The sequence below is a fragment of the Pseudomonas sp. LS1212 genome (assembly GCF_024741815.1).
Taxonomy (GTDB): Bacteria; Pseudomonadota; Gammaproteobacteria; order Pseudomonadales; family Pseudomonadaceae; genus Aquipseudomonas.
Window position 1 is genome coordinate 2,802,227 of the sequence record NZ_CP102951.1, and the last position, 23,856, is coordinate 2,826,082.

Annotated in this window: 17 protein-coding genes; 6 read left to right on the forward strand and 11 right to left on the reverse strand. The window is 59.4% G+C overall.

Annotated features, from left to right (window positions below; genetic code table 11):
• Window positions 1-244 precede the first annotated feature (244 nt).
• Window positions 245-973, forward strand: a complete 729-nt coding sequence (locus NVV94_RS13270) for a class II aldolase and adducin N-terminal domain-containing protein (RefSeq protein WP_258447697.1) — start codon at window positions 245-247, stop codon at window positions 971-973.
• 151 nt (window positions 974-1,124) lie between these two features.
• Here NVV94_RS13270 and NVV94_RS13275 read toward each other — a convergent pair whose 3' ends face one another.
• The 3 genes from NVV94_RS13275 to NVV94_RS13285 are packed head-to-tail and all read right to left on the reverse strand — an operon-like array spanning window position 1,125 to window position 5,072.
• Entirely contained in the window at window positions 1,125-2,183 is a 1,059-nt protein-coding gene (locus NVV94_RS13275; protein WP_258447557.1) for a GlxA family transcriptional regulator, read from the reverse strand.
• A gap of 29 nt (window positions 2,184-2,212) precedes the next feature.
• Window positions 2,213-3,874 (reverse strand): choline dehydrogenase, encoded by a 1,662-nt coding sequence (locus NVV94_RS13280; RefSeq protein WP_258447558.1) that lies wholly within the window; start codon window positions 3,872-3,874, stop codon window positions 2,213-2,215.
• A 28-nt stretch (window positions 3,875-3,902) separates the two neighbouring features.
• Window positions 3,903-5,072: an aromatic ring-hydroxylating dioxygenase subunit alpha gene (locus tag NVV94_RS13285; protein WP_258447559.1), complete on the reverse strand. Its 1,170-nt coding sequence runs from the start codon at window positions 5,070-5,072 to the stop codon at window positions 3,903-3,905.
• 270 nt (window positions 5,073-5,342) lie between these two features.
• Here NVV94_RS13285 and NVV94_RS13290 point away from each other — a divergent pair, with 270 nt between their 5' ends.
• The 4 genes from NVV94_RS13290 to betI all read left to right on the forward strand — a co-directional run bounded on the left by NVV94_RS13290 (window position 5,343) and on the right by betI (window position 10,392).
• Window positions 5,343-6,839 (forward strand): aldehyde dehydrogenase, encoded by a 1,497-nt coding sequence (locus NVV94_RS13290; protein ID WP_258447560.1) that lies wholly within the window; start codon window positions 5,343-5,345, stop codon window positions 6,837-6,839.
• 10 nt (window positions 6,840-6,849) lie between these two features.
• On the forward strand, window positions 6,850-8,034 hold the full coding sequence (locus NVV94_RS13295; protein WP_258447561.1) for an iron-containing alcohol dehydrogenase: 1,185 nt from the start codon (window positions 6,850-6,852) through the stop codon (window positions 8,032-8,034).
• Window positions 8,035-8,093: 59 nt separating this feature from the next.
• Window positions 8,094-9,536 carry a cytosine permease gene (locus tag NVV94_RS13300; RefSeq protein WP_258447562.1) on the forward strand — a complete coding sequence of 481 codons (1,443 nt, stop codon included), beginning with the start codon at window positions 8,094-8,096 and terminating at the stop codon, window positions 9,534-9,536.
• 229 nt (window positions 9,537-9,765) lie between these two features.
• Entirely contained in the window at window positions 9,766-10,392 is a 627-nt protein-coding gene (gene betI / locus NVV94_RS13305; protein ID WP_258447563.1) for a transcriptional regulator BetI, read from the forward strand.
• Window positions 10,393-10,505: 113 nt separating this feature from the next.
• Here the strand turns inward: betI and NVV94_RS13310 are convergent, their stop codons facing one another.
• The 6 genes from NVV94_RS13310 to NVV94_RS13335 form a co-directional block, all read right to left on the reverse strand.
• On the reverse strand, window positions 10,506-11,600 hold the full coding sequence (locus tag NVV94_RS13310) for a PAS domain S-box protein (protein WP_258447564.1): 1,095 nt from the start codon (window positions 11,598-11,600) through the stop codon (window positions 10,506-10,508).
• A gap of 96 nt (window positions 11,601-11,696) precedes the next feature.
• Window positions 11,697-12,668 (reverse strand): PDR/VanB family oxidoreductase, encoded by a 972-nt coding sequence (locus NVV94_RS13315; RefSeq protein ID WP_258447565.1) that lies wholly within the window; start codon window positions 12,666-12,668, stop codon window positions 11,697-11,699.
• 68 nt (window positions 12,669-12,736) lie between these two features.
• Window positions 12,737-14,185 (reverse strand): NAD-dependent succinate-semialdehyde dehydrogenase, encoded by a 1,449-nt coding sequence (locus NVV94_RS13320; protein ID WP_258447566.1) that lies wholly within the window; start codon window positions 14,183-14,185, stop codon window positions 12,737-12,739.
• A 64-nt stretch (window positions 14,186-14,249) separates the two neighbouring features.
• Window positions 14,250-15,371, reverse strand: a complete 1,122-nt coding sequence (locus NVV94_RS13325; protein WP_258447567.1) for an aromatic ring-hydroxylating dioxygenase subunit alpha — start codon at window positions 15,369-15,371, stop codon at window positions 14,250-14,252.
• A gap of 162 nt (window positions 15,372-15,533) precedes the next feature.
• Window positions 15,534-17,171: a BCCT family transporter gene (locus NVV94_RS13330; RefSeq protein ID WP_258447568.1), complete on the reverse strand. Its 1,638-nt coding sequence runs from the start codon at window positions 17,169-17,171 to the stop codon at window positions 15,534-15,536.
• A 261-nt stretch (window positions 17,172-17,432) separates the two neighbouring features.
• On the reverse strand, window positions 17,433-18,512 hold the full coding sequence (locus NVV94_RS13335) for a tartrate dehydrogenase (RefSeq protein ID WP_258447569.1): 1,080 nt from the start codon (window positions 18,510-18,512) through the stop codon (window positions 17,433-17,435).
• 101 nt (window positions 18,513-18,613) lie between these two features.
• On the opposite strand from NVV94_RS13335, the gene NVV94_RS13340 reads away from it, so the two are divergent.
• Complete coding sequence (locus NVV94_RS13340) at window positions 18,614-19,516, forward strand: LysR substrate-binding domain-containing protein (RefSeq protein ID WP_258447570.1); 903 nt, start codon at window positions 18,614-18,616, stop codon at window positions 19,514-19,516.
• 177 nt (window positions 19,517-19,693) lie between these two features.
• Here NVV94_RS13340 and NVV94_RS13345 read toward each other — a convergent pair whose 3' ends face one another.
• Entirely contained in the window at window positions 19,694-22,537 is a 2,844-nt protein-coding gene (locus NVV94_RS13345) for a C1 family peptidase (protein WP_258447571.1), read from the reverse strand.
• 365 nt (window positions 22,538-22,902) lie between these two features.
• Window positions 22,903-23,841: a LysR family transcriptional regulator gene (locus NVV94_RS13350; protein ID WP_258447572.1), complete on the reverse strand. Its 939-nt coding sequence runs from the start codon at window positions 23,839-23,841 to the stop codon at window positions 22,903-22,905.
• Between the last annotated feature and the right edge of the window lie 15 nt (window positions 23,842-23,856).

A 23,856-nucleotide genomic window follows, 5' to 3' on the forward strand; every position in this document is an offset into this window, starting at 1 on the left:
ATATCGGCCAGGCACGTTGCGAGTGATTGATCAAAAGCGGCAAATCGCTGCCGCTTTGGCACCGGCGCGCTCCCCCACATGCGGCGCACGCTGGCAGCAATAACGTCAGCAAAAGTCGCTTCGCATCAAGCCCATGAAATCTGCCCTCCTACACTCGCAGGACAAAAGCGCAGCATCGAATGCCGCGCCACCTGCCAGCCTGACAAGGGGAAAAACCATGATAAAAGCCGCCGAGCGCTCCGACATGAACCTGGACCATTGGCAGCAGCGAACCGATCTGGCCTGTGCCTTTCGTTGGGCTGCCAGGCTCGGCATGCACGAGTCGATCGCCAATCATTTCAGCGTGGCGGTCTCAAGCGACGGGCGTCAGTTTCTGATCAACCCGTATGGCAAGCACTTCTCGCGCCTCAGGGCCAGCGACTTGATAGTGGTCGATGCCGACGATCCGAGCACCCTGGATCGCCCCGATGCCCCCGACATCACCGCCTGGGCCTTACACAGTGCCCTGCACCGCAACCAGCCGCAGGCGCGCTGCATTCTGCACACGCACTCCAGGTATGCAACGGTGCTGGCGTGCCTGGCCGACTCGCGATTGCCGCCAATCGAGCAGAATTCAATGCGTTTTTTCGAGCGGGTGGCCATCGACGAAGGCTTCGACGGCATGGGCCTGGGTGACGAGGCGCAACGGGTCAGTCTGCTGCTGGACAGCAAGCCGATCCTGTTGATGGGCAACCATGGACTGCTGGTCGCGGCACCGAGCATTGCCCAGGCATTCGACGACCTGTACTACTTCGAGCGCGCCTGCGAGACCTACATCACTGCATTATCGACGGGGCTGCCCTTGCGTATTGCCAGCGACGAGGTCGCCCGCAAGACTGCGCGGCAGTGGCTGGATTATCCGGGGTTTGCCGAGAAGCATTTTGCAGCGCTGATGGGGATTCTGGATGAGGAGGAGCCTGGATATCGCGGTTGAATGTTATTGCGGGCGCTGCGCGCCCGAGCGTCGCAGCGGCGCACCGAGCCTGCGGCAGCGGCTTGGGTTCGGCGTCACACGGGCATGTAGCCGCTGCCGCAGGCTGTCGCAGAGGCACACCAGCCCGACCGCACAGCGGTCGCAGCTATTTTCAATCCTTCACCGTCGTCTGCCTGGGCTCCCTACCCAACGGCTGACGCATCACCGGCGCCGTCCAGGTCTGGCTGCGATCCTCGCTCGGCGGGCAGCCGAACCGGGCGCGGTAGGCCCGGGAGAAATGCTCCAACGAGCCGAACCCGGAGCTGGCCGCGACCTGCGCCACGCTCAGCTTGGTCTGCTGCAGCAGGCTATGGGCCTTGGCCAGGCGCAACGCAATGTAGTACTTGAGTGGCGACAGCCCGGTGTAGTGCTTGAACTGTCGCTCCAGCTGGCGTTGGGACAGCCCGACCCGGCTGGCAATTGCCTCGCAATCGAGCGGCTCTTCCAGCGCCTGTTCCATCAGCATCACTGCCCGGCGCATCTTGCCGCTGTAGAGCCGGGTGTTGGACTGGTCACCGTCGAGTTGATTTTGAGCCGGCTCACGCACCCGCCCGACCAACAGGTGCATGCCGATTTCCCGGGCCAGGTCGCTGTCGATACTTTGCCCAAGCCAGCCCAGCATCATGTCCAGGGTGGTGGTGGCGCCGGCGCAGGTCAGGCGCTGGCGTTGCAATGTATAGAGCTGAGGCTTGGCCTGTACGCGCGGATAGCTTTCCTGGAACCCCTGCAGGTTGTCCCAGTGAACCGCCGCCTCATAGCCATCGAGTACCCCGGCGGCGGCGAGCAGTTCGGTGCCGGTTTCCACACCGGCCAGCACCGCGCCGAACAGCGCCTGCTTCCTCAGCCAGCTTTTGAGCAGATGGTTCTGGCTGTGCTTGTGGACATCGAAGCTGGCGATGACGAAGCAGACATCGAAACCTTGCTCGGTCTGGATTGCAGCCTGGGCCATGCTCGACACGCCATTGCTGGCCTGCACCGGCTGGCCGTCCAGAGACAGCAGGGTCCACTCAAACAGCGATCGCTGGGCCAGCCAATTGGCGATCGCCAAGGGTTCGAGGATCGCCGCCAGGCCCAGGTTGGAAAACGACGGCAGCATCAACACGGCAATACGCAACGGATCTGCACCTTGCTGCCGCCAATCCACTCCACCCACGCCTGATCCGTTGCTCATGCTGCGCCTCTGCGTATCAAGGGTTGCTGTCATCTTGGCTGGCTGCGCCAATGCGGATGAATCCATACCGGTACCTGGGCCTTGGGCAATGGTGGCAGATTGAGAATCATATCGCTGGCCTTCTCCGCAATCATCACCGTCGGCGCGTTGGTGTTGCCGCTGACGATAGTCGGCATGATCGAGGCGTCGATCACCCTCAACCCTTCCAGGCCATGCACCCGAAGTTCCGGGTCGACCACCGCCTCCGGATCGCTGGCCGGGCCCATCTTGCAGGTGCCGCTGGCATGGTAACCGGTTTCCGTCACCCTCCGGGCCCAGGCGTCCAGCTCGCTATCGCTGTACGCCGAAGGGCCTGGCAACAGCTCGGCGCCCTTGAGCTCGCGCATGGCCGGCTGATCCATGATTTCCCTGACCAGCCGGGCGCCTGCGCGCATGTCATTACGGTCCTGCTCGGTCTTCAGGTAATTGAACAGGATGCGCGGCGCATGACGCGGGTCGGCGCTTTTCAACGTAACGCTACCCAGGCTGGTCGGACGCATCAAGTCGATGTGGATCTGGAAGGCATGGGCAGGTACCAGGTCCACGCTGCCTGGCTGCACGGCCAACGGCATGAAGGTCAGCTGCAGATCAGGGTGTTCGACCCCGGCCCGCGAGCGGATGAAAGCCCCGGCCTCGAAGTGGTTGCTCGCGGCCAGCCCGTCGTGGCTGACAAACCAGCGCGCGCCTATCCACCACTTGCCCGGTGCCCGGGTCCAGGGGTAGATGGACACCGGTTTTTTGCACAGGTACTGCACCACGGCATCCGGATGGTCATTCAAGCGTCGCCCTACCCCGGGCAAATCATGCTGCGCTGGCAGGCCCAACGCACGGATCTCGTCGACCGGGCCCACCCCGGAGAGCAACAGCAATTGTGGCGAATTGATCGCCCCGGCGGTCAACAATACTTCGCGGCGGGCATGGGCCCGGTGCACCTGGCCGTTCTGTTCATACTCGATGCCCACGGCGCGGCGCCCTTCAAACAGAATGCGCAACGCCAACGCGCCGGTGGCGACGGTGACATTGCCGCGCGCCATGGCCTGCGCCAGATAACCCCGGGCCGTGCTCCAGCGGCGCCCCTTGCGGGTCGTGCGGTCGACCGGCCCAAAGCCTTCCTGGCGGTAGCCGTTGAGGTCGTTGCTTTGACCGTACCCGGCCTGCACGCCCGCCTGAACGAAGGCCGCGCACAACGGCGTGCTGATGTCACCCGGCGTTACATGCAAGTGCCCCCCGCCACCCCGGTAGGCGTCGGCGCCCTGGGCATGGTGCTGCGAGCGGATAAAGTAGGGCAAGACCTCCTGATAACTCCAACCGGTACAGCCCTGCTGCGCCCAGGCGTCGTAGTCGCGGGCATGGCCACGGACGTAGACCATGCCATTGATTGACGAAGAGCCGCCCAGTGTGCGCCCGCGCGGCGTGCCAATGCGCCGGTTATCCAGATAAGGTTCAGGCTCCGAGCTGTAGCTCCAGTTGTAACGGGTGCCGCCAACAACCATGCCCACGGCCGAGGGCATGTCGATGGTCCAGCTGCTGTCGACCGGGCCCGCTTCGAGCAGCAGTATCTTCACGCTCGGGTCGGCCCCGAGCCGGTTGGCCAGCACACAGCCGGCCGAACCCGCGCCCACAATCAGATAGTCGTATTGGTGTCCGGGCATCGCTCATCCTCCCCTGTCGTGAGCGGCCTCAGCACGCGTCCTGGCCATGAATGCCCTTGAACACCAGGCTGTGGAAATGGTGAACCAGGTGCTCGCTCTCATTGCTGCGCTGGGCATCGATCATGTAGCGCCCCTGGTCGTAACCCCGGGAGTGCAAGCCTTTCTGCACCGAAATGTTCAGGGCGATGTCTTCGGGTCCCAGGTCTTCGTTCATCCAGCGCATGCAGGCCTTGCTCACTTCGGCGGTCTGCTCGTGGGTCGAGTAATAGCCGAAGCGCAAGAGCGAACGCTCGGCATCGAGTGGGATCATCATGAACGTGCCGAGGAACTCGGAATACGGGAAGGTGTAGAAAGTGTTGTTCGGCCACAGGCCGATATTGAAGAAACATTCCTGGGGATTGCGCTCGCTTTTCAAGTCCACGCCATAGGCGTTTTGCGCCTCCAGGTTGGCGGGCGCGATGTAGGTCCACCAATTCTCGCGCTTGGTCAGCTTGTAGCCCTTGAAGTCGATCAGCTTGGCCAGGTCGATATGGCAAGGCCCGGACAACTTGAAATGGTAGCCCTCGATGGAGTTGTCCATGATCACCTTCCAGTTGGCCGGCACGATCACGTCCTGCTCTTCGATCAGGCGCATCTTGTCCATATCGGGGAAAACCCGGTGCATTTCCTCGTCCGCGCCAGGAAAGAGTTCTGCCAGCGCAGGCGCCTCGGGGTCAAGGTTGAAGTAGATGAAACCGCCGAGTTCTTCGATGCGGATTTGCGGAATGTTGAAGTCTTGCTTGTCGAAATTCTTGATGCGCTCGCAACGCGGCGCACTGCGCAGGCTGCCGTCCATTTCGTAGCACCAGGAGTGATACGCGCAGCGCACCACGCCGCCGGAGTTGCCACGGCGCGAGTCCAGCAAGCGGTTGCCGCGGTGCTGGCAGACGTTGTGGAAGGCGCGGATTTCGCCCTTCATGTTCCGTGCGACCACGATGCTCTGGTCAAACAGGTCGCAGACCACGTACTGGCCCGGAGCGCTGAATTCATTCTTGTGCCCGGCCACATGCCAGGCACGCATAAAGATATTGTCGCGTTCGGCCTTGAACAGCGTCTCGTCGAAGAAGTAACGCGAAGGCAAGGTGAAGGCTTCTTCGGGGTCTTGTTCATCCCAGCCGACTACCGGTGCCTGGTGCTTCAGGTTATCGAGCGAATGCATGAGCAGATCTCCTCCAGGGCGGCTGACTGCACGGCACAGTCGCCTGCCTGGGAGGTAATCTAGGGCGCATGAAAGGGCTGATATTGACGGAAAGCGACCAGTTGCTTGCGCAAAAGATCAAGCAGCCTCCTTTTTTGACAGTCGCCAATGCCCGCATTCGCGGGCATTTTTATTGAACATATTTTCAATAGAGTGATGATCGGCTATTGAATGAGTTTTCAGTATGATCTAGCATCGCCGCAGCCTGAAAAGAACAAGATGAGGTGTTGCATGCCGCAGATCAAAGACCATGCCTACTGGCTTGAGAGAAGTGAAAAGTTGCAAATCGAGGGCCGTGCGTTTATAGACGGTGCCTACGTCGATGCCTGCAACGGTGCGACGTTCTGGTCGCAAAGTCCGATTGATGGCAAGCCATTGGCTGCCGTTGCCTTGTGTGCAGAGGTCGATGTCGACCTCGCCGTAGCAGCTGCCCGCCGCAGTTTCGATGCTGGGGTCTGGGCGGACAAATCCGCCAGGGATCGTAAGGCTGTTTTGTTGAAGTGGGCTGCATTGCTGGAGGCACACGCAGAGGAACTGGCGTTGCTCGAAAGTCTCGACAGCGGCAAGCCGATAGGCGATACCACGGGCGGCGATCTTCCTGGCACGATTTATTGCCTGCAATGGTTTGCCGAGCTGGTGGACAAGGTTCACGGCGAGGTCCCTGCAACCGATCCGCAGTTCTTCGGCACTGTCACCCATCAGGCCTTGGGTGTCGTTGCAGCGGTGGTGCCCTGGAACTACCCACTGTTGATGGCCGCGTGGAAGTTCGCTCCGGCATTGGCCGCAGGTAACAGTGTCGTACTCAAGCCTTCCGAAAAGTCCCCCCTCAGCGCGTTGCGCATTGCCGGGCTGGCGCTGCAAGCCGGGATTCCTGCGGGCGTGTTCAACGTCGTTGCCGGCGACGGTGCTGCGGGCCGGGCTTTGAGCTTGCACCCGGACGTCGACTGCATCGCCTTCACAGGTTCCGGCAAAGTCGGTCGCGAGATTGCGAAAAATGCCGCTGCCTCGAACCTCAAGCGCGTCTGGCTGGAGCTGGGCGGCAAGTCGGCCAACATCGTCATGGCCGACTGCCCGGACATCGCTCAGGCAGCACGTTCAGCGGCGGCGGCGATTTTTTCCAACATGGGCCAGATCTGTAGTGCCGGTTCGCGACTGCTGGTGCAACGTTCGATTGCGACTGCACTGATCGGCGAGTTGCTGGAAGTCAGCAAAGGCTATCAGCCGGGGCATCCACTGGATCCACAAACCGTCACCGGCGCGATCATCGACAACGCGCAGTTAGACCGGGTTTGCAGCTACATCGAGATCGGCAAGCAGCAAGCGCAACTCTTGAGCGGTGGCAATCGGTTGTCGCTGGCCGACGCAGGCGCCTACCTGGAGCCGACGATTTTTCTCGCCGAGGATGCTTCAGCGCGAATCGCTAACGAAGAGATTTTCGGCCCTGTGCTGGTGGTCATCCTGTTCGACACGCTGGATGAAGCGATCGCCATCGCCAATCAGACGGAATACGGCCTGGCGGCAGCAGTGTGGTCGTCCGACATCAAAACCATTCGTACCGCCACGCGCAAACTCAAGGCTGGGACGGTATGGGTCAATTGCTATGACGAACTGGTGGACATGAACTTCCCGTTTGGCGGGTTCAAGGAATCCGGAAATGGTCGGGACAATTCTGCTCATGCCCTGAGCAAGTACACCGAGTTGAAATCAACCATCATTCGTTGCTGTTAAGGTGAGCTTCGTGGAAAACAATCTGTCAGCTTTGGGTTATCAAAAATGGACCGTTCCGTTGCCAATGGAGTACGGCCCGGGCGCACGTCATAAGCTGGTCGAACTCTGTCAGGAGTTCAACATCTCTCGTCCGATCATTATTACTGATCAAGGCTCGCTGAATCTGCCGTTCGTGGGCCAGATGCAACAGGCGTTGACCGTAGCCGGCCTTGAATGTGGCCTGTTTGGTGGCATTGAACCCAACCCCACCGATGCGTCGGTCATGGCCGGTGCATCGGCTTATCAAGCATGGGATGCCGATGGCATTATCGCCCTGGGTGGCGGCAGCGGCCTGGACGGGGGCAAGGCGGTTGCGTTGATTGCACGACAGCAACGTTGCGGGCTGTGGGCGTTCGATTTCGACCATCCTGTACCTGCTGGTTTCAGCGCGGCGGACTTCCCGCCGGTGATCACCATTCCAACCACCGCCGGCACCGGTGCCGAAACCGAAAGCACGGCCATGCTCACGGATTCGAAGCGGGGCATAAAGGGCTGTGTCTGGCACCCAAAGGCACGGCCTGCAGCGGTAATCCTCGATCCTGAATTGACGCAGAGCCTGCCGGCCAACCTGACGGCATGGACCGGTTGCGATGCCATCATTCATGCGCTGGAAGCTTACTTCGTACCGAGCTTCAACCCGCTCAGCGATGGTGCGGCGTTGCAGGCTCTGAGCCTGCTCTGGACCTCCATCGATACCGCCGTCAACAACGGCCAGGATCTGGAAGCACGGGGCAAGATGCTGATCGGCTCATGCCTGGCCGGTGTCGCCTTTCTCAAAGGGTTGGGGCTTGTGCATGCGCTGAGTCACATGGTCGGTGCTACCTACAACACTCACCATGGGCTGACCAACGCGGTCATTCTGCCAGTGGTACTGCGCTTCAACGAGCAGGACATCAGCCGCCGCCTCAAACCTGTGGCTCAGGCGCTCGACTTGCCGGATGCGAGTTTCGAGACGTTCTACAACGCCGTGTGCGCGAAACTCGACAGCCTGAATATCCCCAAGTCCTTGTCCATTCTGGGCGTCAAACATGCAGACGTTACTGAGGTGGCAAGGAAGTCATTTGGCGATCCCGCCCGTTTGACGAACCCCAGGGACAGCTCGCTCGAGCAACTCGAGGCGTTGCTCAAACAAGCCATCGACCAAGCCCGGCATTAATCCCGCCGGCCGCTATTGAACACCGTGCCGTGCTGCCAAAACCAATAAAAAAGGTGCAAATGTCTATGTCATCTTCCAGCGAAACTGCGTCCAAAGGACGTCTGAATCTCGAAACACGCTCCATTGATTATGTGCCGCTCGCCGAGCGGCATGGCAAAGCCTGGCACTTGTGGCCGATCTGGTTCTGCGGCGAAGCGCACCTGACGACGCTGGCGGTCGGGATCATCGGCGTCGGCATGGGGGCCAACCTGTTCTGGTCGGCCATTGCGATCTTCCTGGGGTGCGCATTCGGTACCCTGTTCATGGCCGGCCACTCGACGCAGGGCCCGCAAATGGGGCTGCCTCAGCTTATCCAGTCCCGACCGCAGTTTGGTTACCTGGGCGCGTTACTGGTGTACGTGGTGGCGATCGCCACTTACGTCGGCTACAACGCATTCAACCAATTGCTGGTCGGGCAGACCCTGCATGAGTTGTTCAATGCCCCGGAAGAAGGTTCGGCTATTGCCTTCTCATTGCTGGCGATCATCATGGCGATTGCCGGTTACAACACCTTCCACAAGGTTCAACGGGCGTTGGCGTTCATATTGATAGCCGTGATGCTTGTGTTCACCGTCGGGCTGTTCATCTTCGTGAAGCTCCCTGCGGATCAATTGAGCGTTTCCGGTTTCAAGGCAACGCCGTTCCTTGCTCAGTTCTTCGTTGCGGCGGCTTACCAGTTGAGCTGGGCAATCTATGTGTCTGACTACTCGCGTTACTTGCCAGCCAATGTCAGCGTGCGTTCTTCGTTCTGGTGGACCTACATGGGCGCCATGATCGGCGGCGTATGGATGATGCTGATCGGTGCACTGGCGGCTGCGTTGAGCCCGGGGCAGAACCTCGCCAAAGGCTTGGTGATGCTTGGCAACATGCTCTTCAGTGGGTTCGGTGAGTTTCTGTTGATCCTTGCTGTACTCAGCCTGGTGACCAGTGCCGCGCAGAATTTCTATGGTGCCTCAATCACGCTGTTGAGCATCGCGGACACGGTGAAAACGCAGAAATCAACCTTGCTCAAGCGCATCATTTCGATGGGGGTTGTCGGCGGTACGGCCATCCTCATCGCCATGACGGCCTCGGACAACTTCGTCAAGGATTTTGGAGACTTCCTGGCGATCCTGCTCTACCTGTTCACCCCGTGGACGGCGATCAACCTGGTCGACTTCTATAAAGTTCGTCACGGCAAGTTTTCCATCCGAGAGATCTTCAAGCCCAACGGCATCTACGGGAAATGGAACCTGCGAGGCATCGGCGCCTACGTGGCGGGTTTCGTGGCGATGCTGCCGTTCTCCAACACCGGAATTTACACCGGCTACATCGCCGCAAAGCTAGACGGTGCGGATGTCAGCATGCTGGTCGGTCTGGCAGTGTCGGCAGTGGTCTATTGGTGGCTGTGCCGCTCGCAGAATATCCATGAAGAGCTGTCGCGGATCGACGGCTTGGACAAAGGTCTGGAAACCGGTATTTAAGCAGCACTCACCGCCCGCAACGGGCGGTGAGTTCCTTCACGGATGTGCTTCTTGGCTCATGCTCATGTGCTCTTGCTTACTGCTCGATTCGCCCGCCGAATTAATTCCTGCGCCTGACGCCTCGAAAAGTTGCTAAATTGGCGCGTCGTTCAGTGCGCCGGCCTGTCTTTACGGCCTGACGGCGGACAAGGATTTGATTTAGGGCAGCTCGATGAGTAGCGAAACCAGTATGTCTGAAGTAAAGAAACGCCGAACGCGAATAGACCCCGAGACGCGCCGCAAGGCCATTGTCGAAGCCACGATGCGCTGCATCACCCGGTTCGGTCATTCCGGAAGCACCATTGAGCGTATCTGTGCCGAGGCCGGCATTTCGATTGGGTTGATCGGTCATCACTTTTCCAGCAAGGAAGAGTTGATGCTGTCCACCTATCAGGAGTTGACCAATCAACTGCGCGAAGAAACCCGCAAGTACATGGAGGTTCGAGGCAGTTCAGCTGAGGATCGGCTGTTGGCGATTATTCGCTCCTCGTTCAGGGGCAAGATCTTCAACGAATTCATCCTGACTACCTGGCTGGGCTTCTGGGGCGCCGCGGTTTCGTCCGAACAGCTGCGCGCGCTGAACAAAAAGCTCTACAGCGATTATCGCAAGGAGCTGGAGTCAGTATTCCGCGAGATCGCCGCCGAGCAGGGGATCGAGATCGATGCAAAGGCCGGGGCGTTGACCATTACTGCCCTCATCGACGGTTTCTGGTTGGAGTGGGCGCTCGATCACAAAGCCTTCAGCGCCAAAAAAGCGGAAAAGTGCTGCGTTATGACGGCTCAGTTATTTATCAAAAGTTCACAATTGCTGGGTTGAGAGAGTGCCGGGCACTACGTTCAGGATTTCCTGCGTAGTGCCCAGGCTCCAGAGCTACAGGGCGTTCTCAATCAGGCCAGCCAAATGACGGCAGAGACAAGGCTCAACATCGCTTAGCTGTGCTGGGCAGACGCCTTAAGCAGGCGCTCGAGTTCGTGAACGCGTGACTCCAGTGCCAGGCGACTGGTGCGGCTAGCCGTCACATCGTCGATCACGCTGATCAGATGCTCCGGCGTGCCATCCTGCGAGTTACGCTGCACGGAGGTTTTCACGTTGGCCCAGATGATATGGCCATCCTTGCAGCGCAAGCGTTTTTCCAGCGCATACATGCTGATCTCGCCTGCCAGCAACTGGTGTAATTGCTTCAGGTTGGCGTCCAGGTCGTCGGGGTGCGTGAGATCCTGAAAGGTCAGTTCGCCCAGCTCTTGTTCGCTGTAGCCGAGCAATTCGCAGAGCCTGTTGTTGACCCGTAGCCAGCGACCGTCCAGGCCGATGTAGGCCATGGCGCCACAGGCCAGATCGAAAATCGCCCGAAAGCGTTCCTCGCTTTTTCGCAAAGCTTCTTCAGCGTTTTTACGTGCGGTGGTGTCCATGCTGATGCCAACCATCTTCACCGAGCGGCCGGCGCTGTCGGGCAAGGGCGATGCGCGCGAGGAAATCCAGCGCATTTCGCCATCAGGGCGGACGATCCGAAAATCGAATTCGTAGGATTTGCAATTGGCAATGCAGTCGCGGTACATCGCTTTCATGGCTGCCGCATCCTCGGCAGGCAAGTGCGGCCAGAAGTCTTCGTTGGTACGAACCTGCCAGCCGTAGACGGCCTCGACGTTCTCCGAGTAGATGACCTCATCGGTGATCAGATTCCACTGCCACGTGACGATGCCGGCGCTTTCCTGCGCCAGCTTCATGCGCGCTTCGCTTTCCATTATCTCGGCGGTGAATTTTCGCCGCACGTCGGTCATTGGCAGCTCAACCACAGTGGAGCTTTGCAGATCGGCCTGGGCCTGTTCGCCATAGCGCAGCCAGATCCAGTTGACCTTGAGAAAGTCGGCGAGCTTGCGCAGATTGTCGTAGTCGATCTCGCCTCCACGGGTCCACTTGTGCACCGCTGTGCGGGAGATGCCAAGGGCTGTGCCCACCGCTTGCAATGTCAGCTTGTGGTGTTCGAGTAGTTCCTTCAGTCGAAAGGCGAAGCTGTTTTCAGTCATGGCATTCCCGTGATCGCTAGAGACGCGTGTGGCGAGCACAGTATACACAGACGTCTCTATCGTTCCCCATTCACGGCGAATGGGCCTGCAGCGAACTCAGAGGTCGAGCACCAGGCGATCGGACCTGGCGCGCGAGACGCAGAGCATCATGGTCTGCTGGGCCACTTTTTCCTCGTCGCTCAGGTACTGGTCGAAGTGTTCGGCTTCGCCTTCCAGGATGCGTGTCTCGCAGGTGCCACAGACGCCTTCACGGCACAGGCATTCAATTTGGGCGGCATTGGCCTTTTCGATCGCCTGGAGGATGCTCATACCCTCTTCTACCTTCAACTCTGTGCCCGATTTGGCCAGCACTACAGTGAAGGCGCCGCCGGTGGCGGGCGCGGCAGCGAACTGCTCCCAATGTACGCGTTGGTCGGCCACACCCAGCTGTTTGGCTGTGGAGATGACTGCGTCGATCAACGGTTTCGGCCCACATACATAGACATGCGCATCGCTTTGCAAGTCGGCAAGCAGCTCTGCCAGATTCAGGGATTGGCCCAGGCTATCGATATAGAACCGCGAATGAGCGCCATGGACGCCAGTGCTGATCTCCTCCTGGAAGGCGCCATGCTCCGGGCTACGGAAGGCGTAGTGCAGCTCGTAGTCGGCGCCGTCCTGATGCAGTTCGTAGAGCTGCGCAAGGAAAGGGGTAATACCGATACCACCCGCGATCAGTACGTGCTTGCGAGCACTCTGGTCGACGGCGAACAGATTGTTCGGGGTGGAGATCATCAGCTCGGTGCCGACCTCTACCTGTTCGTGCATGAATGCCGAGCCACCTTTGGACTGTTCTTCCAGGCGCACGCCAATCTGGTAGCTGGCAGTGGACTGTGGGTCGCTCATCAGGGAATAGGCGTTGCTGTGCTGGCGCCCGTCGGCGTTTTTCATCTGCACGATAATATGGCTGCCGCCGGTAAAGCCTGGCAGCAACTCGCCGTCCTGGCGCACCAGGGTAAAACGCTTGATCAGGGGCGTTACCTGTTCGACCCCGGTCACCCGGGCGGCAATCATCTCGTATTTGTTGGCCATCGCTAACCTCTGTGCGGCAATGAGCGGCACTGAGTGCCGCTTGAGTTGGAACGCTGTGTGGGACTCTTTTAGACCGCCAGGCACAGGTATTTCAGTTGCAGGTAATCTTCGATTCCGTACTTCGACCCTTCACGACCGAGCCCGGACTGCTTGACCCCACCGAACGGCGCAACCTCGTTGGAAATCAGCCCGGTATTGATGCCGACCATGCCGTATTCCAGATGCTCGGCAATGTTCCACACGTGGGCGATATCGCGGCTGTAGAAGTAGGCAGCCAGGCCATAGAGGGTGTCATTGGCCAGGTGCAGTACTTCGTCATCTGTGGAGAAACGCACCAAGGGCGCGACTGGCCCGAAAATCTCCTCGTCGAGCAGCTGAGTCCCCGGTTTGATGTCACTCAACACGGTCGGCTCGAAGAAGTTTTCGCCCAGTGCATGTACCTGGCCACCGACCAGCACGCTGGCGCCTTTTGCGACGGCGTCGTCGATCAGCGCACGAACTTTTTCCACCGCCTTGGCAGTGATCAGAGGACCGACCTGGGTGCCGCTTTCGTGGCCGTGTCCTACCTTCAACTCGGCCACTTTGGCGGCGAACTTGCTAGCGAACTCGGTGTACACCGCGTCATGCACGTAGAAACGGTTCACGCACACGCAGGTTTGCCCGGCATTGCGATACTTGGCGGCTATCGCACCGTCAACGGCAGCATCCACATCGGCATCGGCAAAGACGATGAAAGGCGCATTACCACCCAGCTCGAGGGAGACCTTCTTGATGGTCTCGGCGCATTGGCTCATCAATAGCCGCCCGACCGGAGTAGAGCCAGTGAAGCTGAGCTTGCGCACCAGTGGGTGGCCGGTCAGCTGCGCGCCGATGGCCTTGGCGTCGCCAGTAACGATGCTCAGCACTCCGGCCGGAACACCGGCGCGTTGCGCCAGTTCAGCCAGTGCCAACGCCGAGAACGGCGTTTCGTTGGCAGGCTTGACCACAATGGTGCAGCCTGCCGCCAAGGCTGGGGCAACCTTGCGCGTAATCATTGCTGCCGGGAAATTCCACGGCGTAATAGCGGCACAGACACCAATGCCCTGCTTGATAACCAGCAGGCGCTTGTCTGCCGAAGGTGATGGAATCACGTCGCCGTAAACGCGTTTGCCTTCCTCTGCAAACCATTCGATGAAGGACGCGGCATAACGGATTTCACCCACAGCCTCGTGCAGGGGCTTGCCCTGCTCCAGGGTCATCAAACGCGCCAGGTCGTCTTCATGCTCAAGGATCAATTCGAACCAGCGACGCAGGATGTGTGCACGCTCTTTTGCAGTACGCGCACGCCAAGCCGGTAGCGCTGCATCGGCGGCTTCGATGGCGCGGGCCGCCTCGGTGGCTCCCATCAGCGGTACGCTGCCGATGAACTGGCCCTGGGCCGGGTCGGTCACGTCGACCGTCGCGAGGGTGTCGGCATCACGCCAGGCACCAGCAATGAATGCCTGCTGGCGAAACAGTTGGGGATCTTTCAGTTGCACGCAGGAAACTCCTCTTGTTCTGTTTGCAAGCCGCCGGGGCTTGTCGCACCGGCGGCTGTCTTTCTCAGTTATCCAGGTGTGCCACAGCGATCAGGTTGTGGAAGTTGGCGATGCCGTGCTCGCTCATGCCGCTGCGTTGCTTGTCGGCCATGATCCGGCCCTGGCCTCGGTAGCCACGGGACTTCAAGCCGCGCTGCACGCTTTCCACCAGACGCAGGTCTTCTGGACGGAACACGTCGCGGTACCACTCGATCAGCGACTGTTGTTCCGGAGTAATTTCCTTGTTGAGGAAGTAAATGTCGTAGTGCTGCAGCGTGACCTCGGCACTGACCGGGAACTCATAGATCACAGTCATGAAGTTGCCACCGGGTGGCGCATTGAACATGGTGCATGGCCACGCCCAGAAGCCGCTGAAGCTCGGGTTTTTCACCGACTCGTCGAACTTGAAGGACTTCTCCGAAGGCTTGGCGTGGCCGAACTGAAGCGACCAGTTGCCATGCAGGGTGTGCCAGTATTCATCGACGCTGACCGAATCGGCGAAGCCTGGATGGGCTGGCGCGCAGTGGTAGCACTCCAGGTAGTTGTCGACGATCGACTTCCAGTTGGCCGGGGTGTCAGTGACGAAACGCGCGGCCAGGTGCAGGTCATCAACAACCGGGCAGGCTTCGCGCAGGCGCGCCTCGAAGCCCGGCAGTTGTGTTTCGACCGGCTCGGCGTCGGCATTCATGTTGATGAAGACGAAGCCGGCATACTCCTCGATCCGCAAGGACACCAGGCTGGAGTTTTCCTTGTCGAAGTTCATCACGTTGTCGCAGTTGCGAGCGTGGGCCAGCTCTCCGTCGAGCTTGAAGGTCCAGGCGTGATACGGGCAGGTGATTACGTTCTTGGCCTTGCCATCGCCGCTCAGCAGTTGATGGCCACGGTGCGGGCAGACGTTGTAGAAGGCGCGCAGCACGCTGTCGCGGCCACGGACGACAATGATGCTCTCGCCAATTACTTCACGGGTGATGTAGTCATTGTTATTGGCGACTTCGCTACGGTGACCGACGCAGATCCAGCTGTTGGCGAAGATCTTTTCCTGCTCGAACTCGAAGACGTTCTTGCTGGTGTAGTAGGAAGCCGGAATGGTATAGGCCTCATCAGCGTTGGCGCAGAAGTCGGCGGGCAGTTTTTGAATGTCGTTCATCTTGTTTCTCTTCAGGCAATACGGAGGTCCATGCGTTGTGAACGCTGTCCTCCGGTTGTTTTTAATCACTAACGGTTTACTCGAAACCCGTGGCTAACAATGCAGTCAAAAAAAATACTTGTTCCTGGGGTTCCAAGCCTTGCGGCCTGGAACCCTGCGGGCTTAGCTGAGTGCCGTTGCAGTGTGCTTGGGCTCAAGTGTCGTTGCGGCGAGTGCTTCAGGGCGTTCTTGCTGCCCTTGGAAGTCGACATCCAACGACCGCTTAACCGCCTCTTCCTCGATCAGGTACGCCGGCATATTGCCGTAGTCCTGGAACATCCACTTGAGGAAGCCGTAGATCTTGGTTAGCAGGATCAGCAGGAATGGAATCGCCGTGAGCACCACTGCGGTCTTCATAGTCGACAACGATGCCTTGGCGAACAGCATGGCCAATGGCACCAAGGTCAACGCGATGCACCAGAACAGGCGGTGGGTCGGTGTCGGATCCTGGCCTTCCTGCAGGTTGCGCGTACTGGTTGCTGCTACTGCATAAGCCGCAGCGTCCATGTGCGAGGCGCAGAACACCGCCATGATGAATAAGTACACACCAAGGAAGACCTTGCCGAAGGGCAGCCCGCTCAACACCATCTCTACCGCTGTTTCACCGCCCTGTTCGGAGAGGATCCGCGGTACATCGATAGCGCCGTTGAGGAACTGGTGCATGCTGTAACTTTCCAGCGTGCCGAAGAAGAACCAGCAACCGAAGCTGCCGCCGAGCAGCAGAGCGGCGATCACTTCTTTCATCTTGCGGCCCTTGGAGACCCGGGTAACGAACATTGCTACACCCGGTGCATAAGACACCCACCAGAGCCAGTAGAATACCGTCCAGTTGCGAGTGAACTCGCCATTGCCCTGCGGATCGGTGAACAGGCTCATGTGAACATAGTTCTGGATCATCAGGCCGATGGAGTTGGCCGTGTTGTTGAGAATGAACTGGGTTGGACCAACCAGGAACACCACGCCCGCGAAGGCCAGTGCACCGATGCAGACCATTTTGCTCAAGCGCTGCATGCCGCTGGAGATGCCGATGTAGGAGCTGAGCGAGAAAACCACAGCCACCACGCCGATCACGATCAACTGAGTGGTGAAATTGTCAGGCATGCCGGTCAGGCCAGCCAGGCCGCGGGTCAAGGTCGATGCAGTCAGTACCAGCGATACGGTCAGCGCGCCGAACATGGTCAGCAGGAAGATCAGGTCGACAGTACGGCCGATCGGGCCATTGGCCTTGAAACCAGTGACGGCTTCGATGATCGAGGCCAGGCTCAGGCCGCTCTTCTTGCGCACATGGAAGTGATATGCCATCGCCAGTGACGCCAGGGCGTACAGCGACCAGGCACTGATGCCCCAGTGGAAGAATGAATAGCTGACGCTGTAATCCAGCGCTTCACGGGAACCGGCGGCGATGTTCAGGCCAGGAGTCTGGTAGTAGTAAGCCCACTCCATCACGCCCCAGTAGAGGGTCGATGAGCCCATGCCGGCACAAATGAACATGAATACCCAAGTCACGGTCGAGTATTCTGCCTTGCCATTGCCCAAGCGAATGTTGCCGTACTTGCTGAAGGCGATGTAGAGCACGATCAACGCACAGCAAAAGACAAATAACTGGACCGCGGTGCCGAAGGTGCGGGTGGCCATTTCGAACATCTGATTGGCCAGGGTCTCCGCCTGCTGAGGGAAGACTGCAAGGCCGATAACGGTCGCCAGCACGGCAATCAGGCTCATCGTTATCAAAAACACATCTTTTTTATTGTTGTGGGGCATTCTCATGTCCTGGGACGGGTGGATTTTTCTCCAGCTGTCAGCTCTTCAGGCCGAGCCTAGGCGGAGCACTGTTCCTTTCAGATGTCTTGAAACTCCATCGTTAACTATAAGTTAACGCAAATCTTGTGGTTAACAATACACGGGAAAAATACTTTGTGGCAAGAGCTTGTCCGACAATCGGGCTTTGCTACGTCATTGTTTTCGATCCTGTTTCCCTCAGATTCGCCGCCCTCTTGAGCAAAGGGCGGCTGTGGCCACGATTCAAAGTGCGGCAGCGATAGCCTTGCCGACGTCCTGGGTCGAGGATTTTCCGCCCAGATCCGGCGTTTTCGGCCCCGTTGCAATGACTGACTCGATGGCGCGCAGAATTCCGTCGTGAGCAGCGGCATAGCGCTCGTCGCCTTTGCCGAGGAACTCCAACATCAAGGCGCCCGACCAGATCATGGCGATCGGATTGGCGATGTTCTTCCCGAAGATGTCTGGCGCCGAACCGTGCACCGGCTCGAACAGGGAGGGGAAATTGCGTTCCGGGTTGAGGTTCGCCGAAGGCGCGATACCGATGGTGCCGGCACAGGCCGGGCCCAGGTCGGAGAGGATGTCGCCGAACAAGTTGGAGGCCACCACCACGTCAAACCGATCCGGTTGCAGAACAAAGCGGGCACAGAGTATGTCGATATGCTGCTTGTCCCAGCTGACGTCAGGGTAATGCGCGGCCATCGCCGCCGTGCGCTCGTCCCAGTACGGCATGCTGATGGAGATACCGTTGGATTTGGTTGCCGAGGTGACATGTTTGCGTGGGCGGTTTTGCGCGACTTCGAAGGCATACTTGAGAATCCGGTCAACGCCACGGCGGGTGAACACCGACTCCTGTAGCACGAACTCATTCTCGGTGCCTTCGAACATCCGCCCGCCGACCGAAGAGTACTCACCTTCGGTGTTCTCACGGATCACGACGAAGTCGATGTCGCCGGGCTCACGGCCGGCCAGTGGGCACGGGACACCGGGGAACAGCCGTACCGGGCGGATGTTCACGTACTGGTCGAAATCCCGGCGGAACTTGAGCAGCGAGCCCCACAGGGAAATATGATCAGGCACCTTGTCCGGCCAACCGACGGCACCGAAGTAGATGGCATCGAAGCCCTTCAATTGCTCGAACCAATCATCCGGCATCATTTGCCCGTGCTGGGCGTAGTAGTCACAGCTGGCCCATTCGACGGTTTCAATGGCTAGGTCCAGGTTCCATTTTTTCGCAGCTGCTTCAACGACGCGCAGACCTTCGGGCAGAACTTCGTTACCAATGCCGTCACCAGCAATTGCGGCGATTCTGAATGTTTTGCTCATGGTGGCTAACTCTTGAAAGAATAGTGAGGGTGTGCTCACCATGGTATAAGGAGGCTGCGCAAACACAATTGCACAAACTATTGATAGATAAGACACGAAACGTGAATAGTCTGCCGAATCTAGAAGACCTTCGCGTCTTCGTCCTGGTTGCCCGCCGCTCCAGTTTCGCGGCGGCGGCCATCGAACTGGGCGCCTCCCCTGCCTTCGTCAGCAAGCGCATTGCGCTGCTCGAGCAGAATCTGGGCGTACGCTTATTGCACCGCACTACCCGACGAGTGGCGGCGACCGAAGACGGCGAGCGAGTCTACCGTTGGGCCCTGCACATCTTCGATGCAGTGGATCAGATGGCCGACGAGGTCTCGTCGTTGCACCAGGAGCCGCGCGGCCAGTTGCACATTGTCAGCAGTTTTGGTCTCGGGCGCCGGCATGTGGCGCCTGCCCTTTCGGAGCTTTCGGTGCGTTATCCGGCCCTGGATATTCGCTTCGACGTGTTCGATCGCCTGGTCGATCTGATCGACGAAGGCTTCGATCTCGATATCCGCATCGGCGATAACATCGCGCCAAACCTGATTGCCAAGTTGCTGGCGGAGAACTCTCGGATTCTCTGCGCGGCCCCCGAGTATCTCGCGCGCCATGGCGAACCGCGTAGCCTGGCAGACCTTGCCGGGCATGAGTGCCTGGTTATCAAGGAGCGCGACCACCCCTTCGGTCTCTGGCGCCTGCAAGGCCCCGACGGCGAAGAAAGCGTCAAGGTAACCGGCGCGCTTTCGGCGAACCATGGCGAGGTGGTCCATCAATGGGGCATCGATGGTCGTGGGATCCTGCTTCGGTCTCATTGGGATGTGCGCGACAGCCTTGAACGCGGCAAGCTGGTCCATATTCTTCGCGACTATCGCCAGCCGGCCAATATCTGGGCTGTATATGCGGCACCGTTGGCCACTTCGGCGAAAATCCGCGTAACCGTAGAGTTTTTCCGTCAGTATTTCAGTGCGAATCAAAAATAATAAACACTCCTGAGCGTTATGCGTTTATCAACGTTTCCGTGCAAGCTTGAGCCGGTCATCAAGGCCTGGCATATCCATTTGACCCTCCTATGCAGCGCCGTGGCGTTGGTACAGCGCGACCCGAGACTGGGGCGCGTCTTGTCGCCTGCCGATCTTTCACATCCTGGTCTCTACCGCTTAGAAACCGTGCAAGTCGTCCATCGGCATTGCCAGTTTGGCGCCAGTAATACGCTCCAGCGTCCGACCAACCACATCCACGTTGTTGTCGAAGCTGCCATGGGTAGCGTCGATGGTGATGCTGGGCCGGCGGGTGATCACCTTGCTGGCGTCGACTATGCCGATCTGCTTGCGCTTGACCAGGCCAGCCGACGCGACAGCCTGACGCCAGTTGCCGAGCGCTTCGCCCGTGCTCGATGAGCCGTCCCACCCCATATAGGTCGGGTCCAGCACATTGGCCTGGCCGAGGATAGGCGTACGCAGGTCGCCTTCCAGGGCGTTGGAGACCAGGTAGAGCAGCGACTTGCGATAGGGCCCGACGCTGTCGTCCCGCTCGTTGCGGTCCGAGAGGACATCCATGTAAAGGCGCGTCATCAGCTCCTTGTGCGGCGCGTAATGGCGGTTGGCGAACTGCACGGTGCAGGCCGGCGCGTAGAGGTGAATGGAGCCGATGCTCTCCGTCAGTTCGCGTACGGCAAGCAGGTCGACGAGGTGGCCGAGGAAGATCGCACCTGCCGAATGGCCGACCAGGTGGATCTCCAGGTTGCTGCCCCAAGTCCGGGCAAGATTCTGCAGCGCCGTTACCAACTTGTCGCCGCCACGGGTGGGCAGACTCGCGAACTCGGCGTTTTCCTTCATCTCGCTCCAGATCGGTCGAGCGAACGGGCGAGCAATGCCCCTTTCGAGGAGCATGTCGGCTCCATCCATAATGGTGTCGCGCACACCGCCAACGCGCGCTGGCTCCCTGCGGAACATATCGGTGATGATGCCGCTGATGGACTCGAGCACGCCAGTCTTCCAGATAACGAACAATGGGTAGCAACCATTGCCCAGGAAGAAGCGCCCCATGGCCCGGGCCCGCTGGATGGCGGAGGCTTCGCTGTTGAGCCCTCCATGCACAAAGATCAGCAGGCGCTTGGTATCGCCCGGCTGAGTGCGGAACCATTGGTCCGGCAGCCCGCAGGCCTGATGGAGCAGTGAGCGACTCAGCTCGTCTTGGGTGAGATGGCGGGTTATGCGCCCATCATTGCCCATGACGACGCTGTGATCATAGGCCTTGGTCTCATCCCACCACAGCCCGCCATTGACGGCGGCCTTCGCGGTGCCCAAGGCGCCGCCTGCCGCCACCGGTTGGCCCAGCAGCACATCTGGCACGCCCAGAGCCACGACCCACGCATCCATGCCGTTGGCGAGCCAGTCGGCATAAGTTAGCAGAGCAAACCCACCGTTTCCCCAATTGATACCCCAGGAGTTTTGAACGATGAAACCATTGGAGTTGAAGCCGACCAGGGCGAAGGCGTGTCCACCGTCCTGAGACGGCTTCCCGTCGAAGGGGAGGACTGGCAAGGAACTGTGCCCGTTCAGCTTGCCGTCAGGCTTCGGCACCTGGTTCCAGCCGTCATGGGTGAAGGCAGAAACATAGATCGCGCCAACTTCGTATATGGCGGCCTGCAGATCAGTGATCGAGCGGATGTCGATCCGGTAGTAAACCCCGAGAGTATTGGCAGTAGCCCTCGAGGCATAGCCATACTTGGGCGGTTGCGTATCCTCGTCATCGTAGGGCCAGTCGGATTCCAGGCAGACACCATGGTGATGCCAGCCCTTCAAGGCGCCACGGCAGCTGGATCCCTCGTAGTCCTCGCCCGCGTACTCATCGTAGCGCCGCGCAAAGTTGTAGAGCATCCGCGGGCTGACCGCCTCCAGCCCGTTGCCCAAGCCGTTCTTGCGCCACCGCAGGTAATTCACTACGCAGGCGAGACCAAAACCTGTGCAGGCGCCTTCCCGTCCTTGGTCGAGAATCAGGCCCGATTGCGAATACCGGGGCAGGAATTTGTTGATCTCCGCAGTGCTGGGGTAAATATCGGGCAGGCTTAGTGGCGGTGGCATGTAGACACGGTCGCGCAGGTCCGCCGGGTCCTTGCTGGCATTAAGCCGGCGCGTAACCGCAACGGGAGCGGCGGCTTTACCGGCCTTAGCCTTTGTGGCTTTTTGCGTGGCTGCCGGCTGCCAGGCCGAGGCCGCGATCCTGAACACGTCTTTAAAACGATCGAGGCCGTGGGAGCCGCCATTGACCGCCTTGCGTGCTGCACGATAGTTGTCGCTCACCAATGCGGTGCGGATCCTGTCAGCACGATCGGCAAGAAATGTCGCCAAAAGCACTGCCGCGACCTCGGGAGCGTTGGCCAGGTCCGGTTGATCCAGGATATTCAGGCCGATCTTTTGCGAGTAGATCTGGTAGTTGTGACGACCGGTCAGCTGCACGAAGCCGCGGCCACGAAACACTGCGCCATCGCCGGGCTTCAGGTTGCCCAGATCCTGTTTGCCCTCATACGCACTGAACGCCGCCATGCCAGCCTTTGTGTTGTACTGCGAAGGGAATTCCGAGATCGGCACAAAACCCTCGGTCTCCGCGCGTATCGTGCCCAGCGCGGCCAGTATCATCGGACTGTCCGTCAAGCCGGCAGCCGCCAAGGCCGCGCAGATGTAGGGTAGGTAGCGCTGGATGTTGGAGGGCTTGGTCGCCGGAAACAAAGGGTTCACCGCATCCACGCCAAGTCTTGCATCCAGTGCCTTGAGTTTCAGCAGGCCCAGCAGGCTCTGGCAGTATGGGCCGACCACCCCATCAGCCACTATGCCGATGCCCGATTGCCAATGGCGGACTGCCGACTCAGTCAAGGCATCGAAATCGGTCCCTCCCGCTAGCCCCGCAAACCCTTGTCCATCTTCGCCGAGCACACTGGCCAGTTTGTCACGAAGTTCAACTACGTCAGCGCCGCTCTTGTTCCGTCCCAGCAATATGTCCATGACTTTGCCTCCCGCCGTCTGTTGTCTGTGCGTTGCACTGGTTGCAGCCCCACGCCAAGCGCCCGACGTGCGGGGGGAACCAGCCTTGCTCCACAAGCAGAATGCAACACACTAAGACAGCGGAAACGACACCATAGAGCGAATGTTCGACGGTGCGGTGCAAGGCGTTACCATGGAATATAGGCTGAAGGAGATAGATCTGCGTAAGGAGATCCTTAAAATGCCAGCCAGGAAGTCACCACGGAGGACTTCAAGGCGGCGATCCGGGAAATGATGCGCGGTATGCAGGCGCTCCTCCAGTAAACGGTAGCGATGCGCAAAATGAGAGGTGACAACGGTCACCGGCCCCTCCCCATGCGCTCGACTCAAGCCCCTGCCCCATCCTGGCGCTTCGTCGTCCAAAGCGGATCGTTAGCCATAAGCTCCGTACCCCACTGCGCGAAGGCCCGCACCCTTGCAGACAAATGCCGTGTGTATGGATACACGAGACTGATCGGCATGCTCTCCAACTCCCAGCCTGGCAGCACCTCAACCAGCTTCCCCGCCTGAAGATGAGGACTTGCCTCCGCGCGCGGAACCGAGACGATGCCAAGGCCTGCCAACCCGGCAGTGATGTAGGCACTGCCATTGTTAAAGCGCATCGTCGGCATTTGCTCGATCGTAAAGCTGTCATCGCCTCGATGAAGTGTCGGGGTTAGCTGCTTGCGTGAGGCGGGAAATGTGAATCCGAGATAATGGTGGTGCGGCAAGTCCTCGGGCTTCAGGATCGGCGTCGCATTCAGCAGATAGGTCGGCGAAGCGCACAGGCAAAACCGCATCTGACCCACCTGACGACACACCAGGTCCTGGTCCGTGACCCGGCCACCTCGAAAAGCACAATCGATGCCTTCTTGCACGAGGTCCACCACGCGTTCGCTACACCCGATATCCAGCTGAATCTGTGGATGTCGTGCCGTGAATTCCGGTAATGATGGAATAACGAGGCATGTAGCCACTCCAGAAGGCATCTCAACTCTCACCGTGCCCCTTGCCACGCTGCGGCTCTGTGCAACCGAAGCGTCCAGCTCGTCGAGGTCATCCAATACCGCACGCGCGCGTTCATAGTAGGCAGCGCCATCAGTTGTCGGCGAAACCCTTCTGGTGGTCCGGTGCAACAGCTTCACGCCCAGCAGTGACTCCAGTCCCTGAATCTGCCCGGAGATCGTGGTTTTCGCCACATTCAACGCCTCAGCCGCGCCAGTGAAGCTTCCCACTTCGACGATGCGACAGAACGCGCGCATTGCCTCTAACCGATCGAAAGCCATGATTGTCCGATTTTC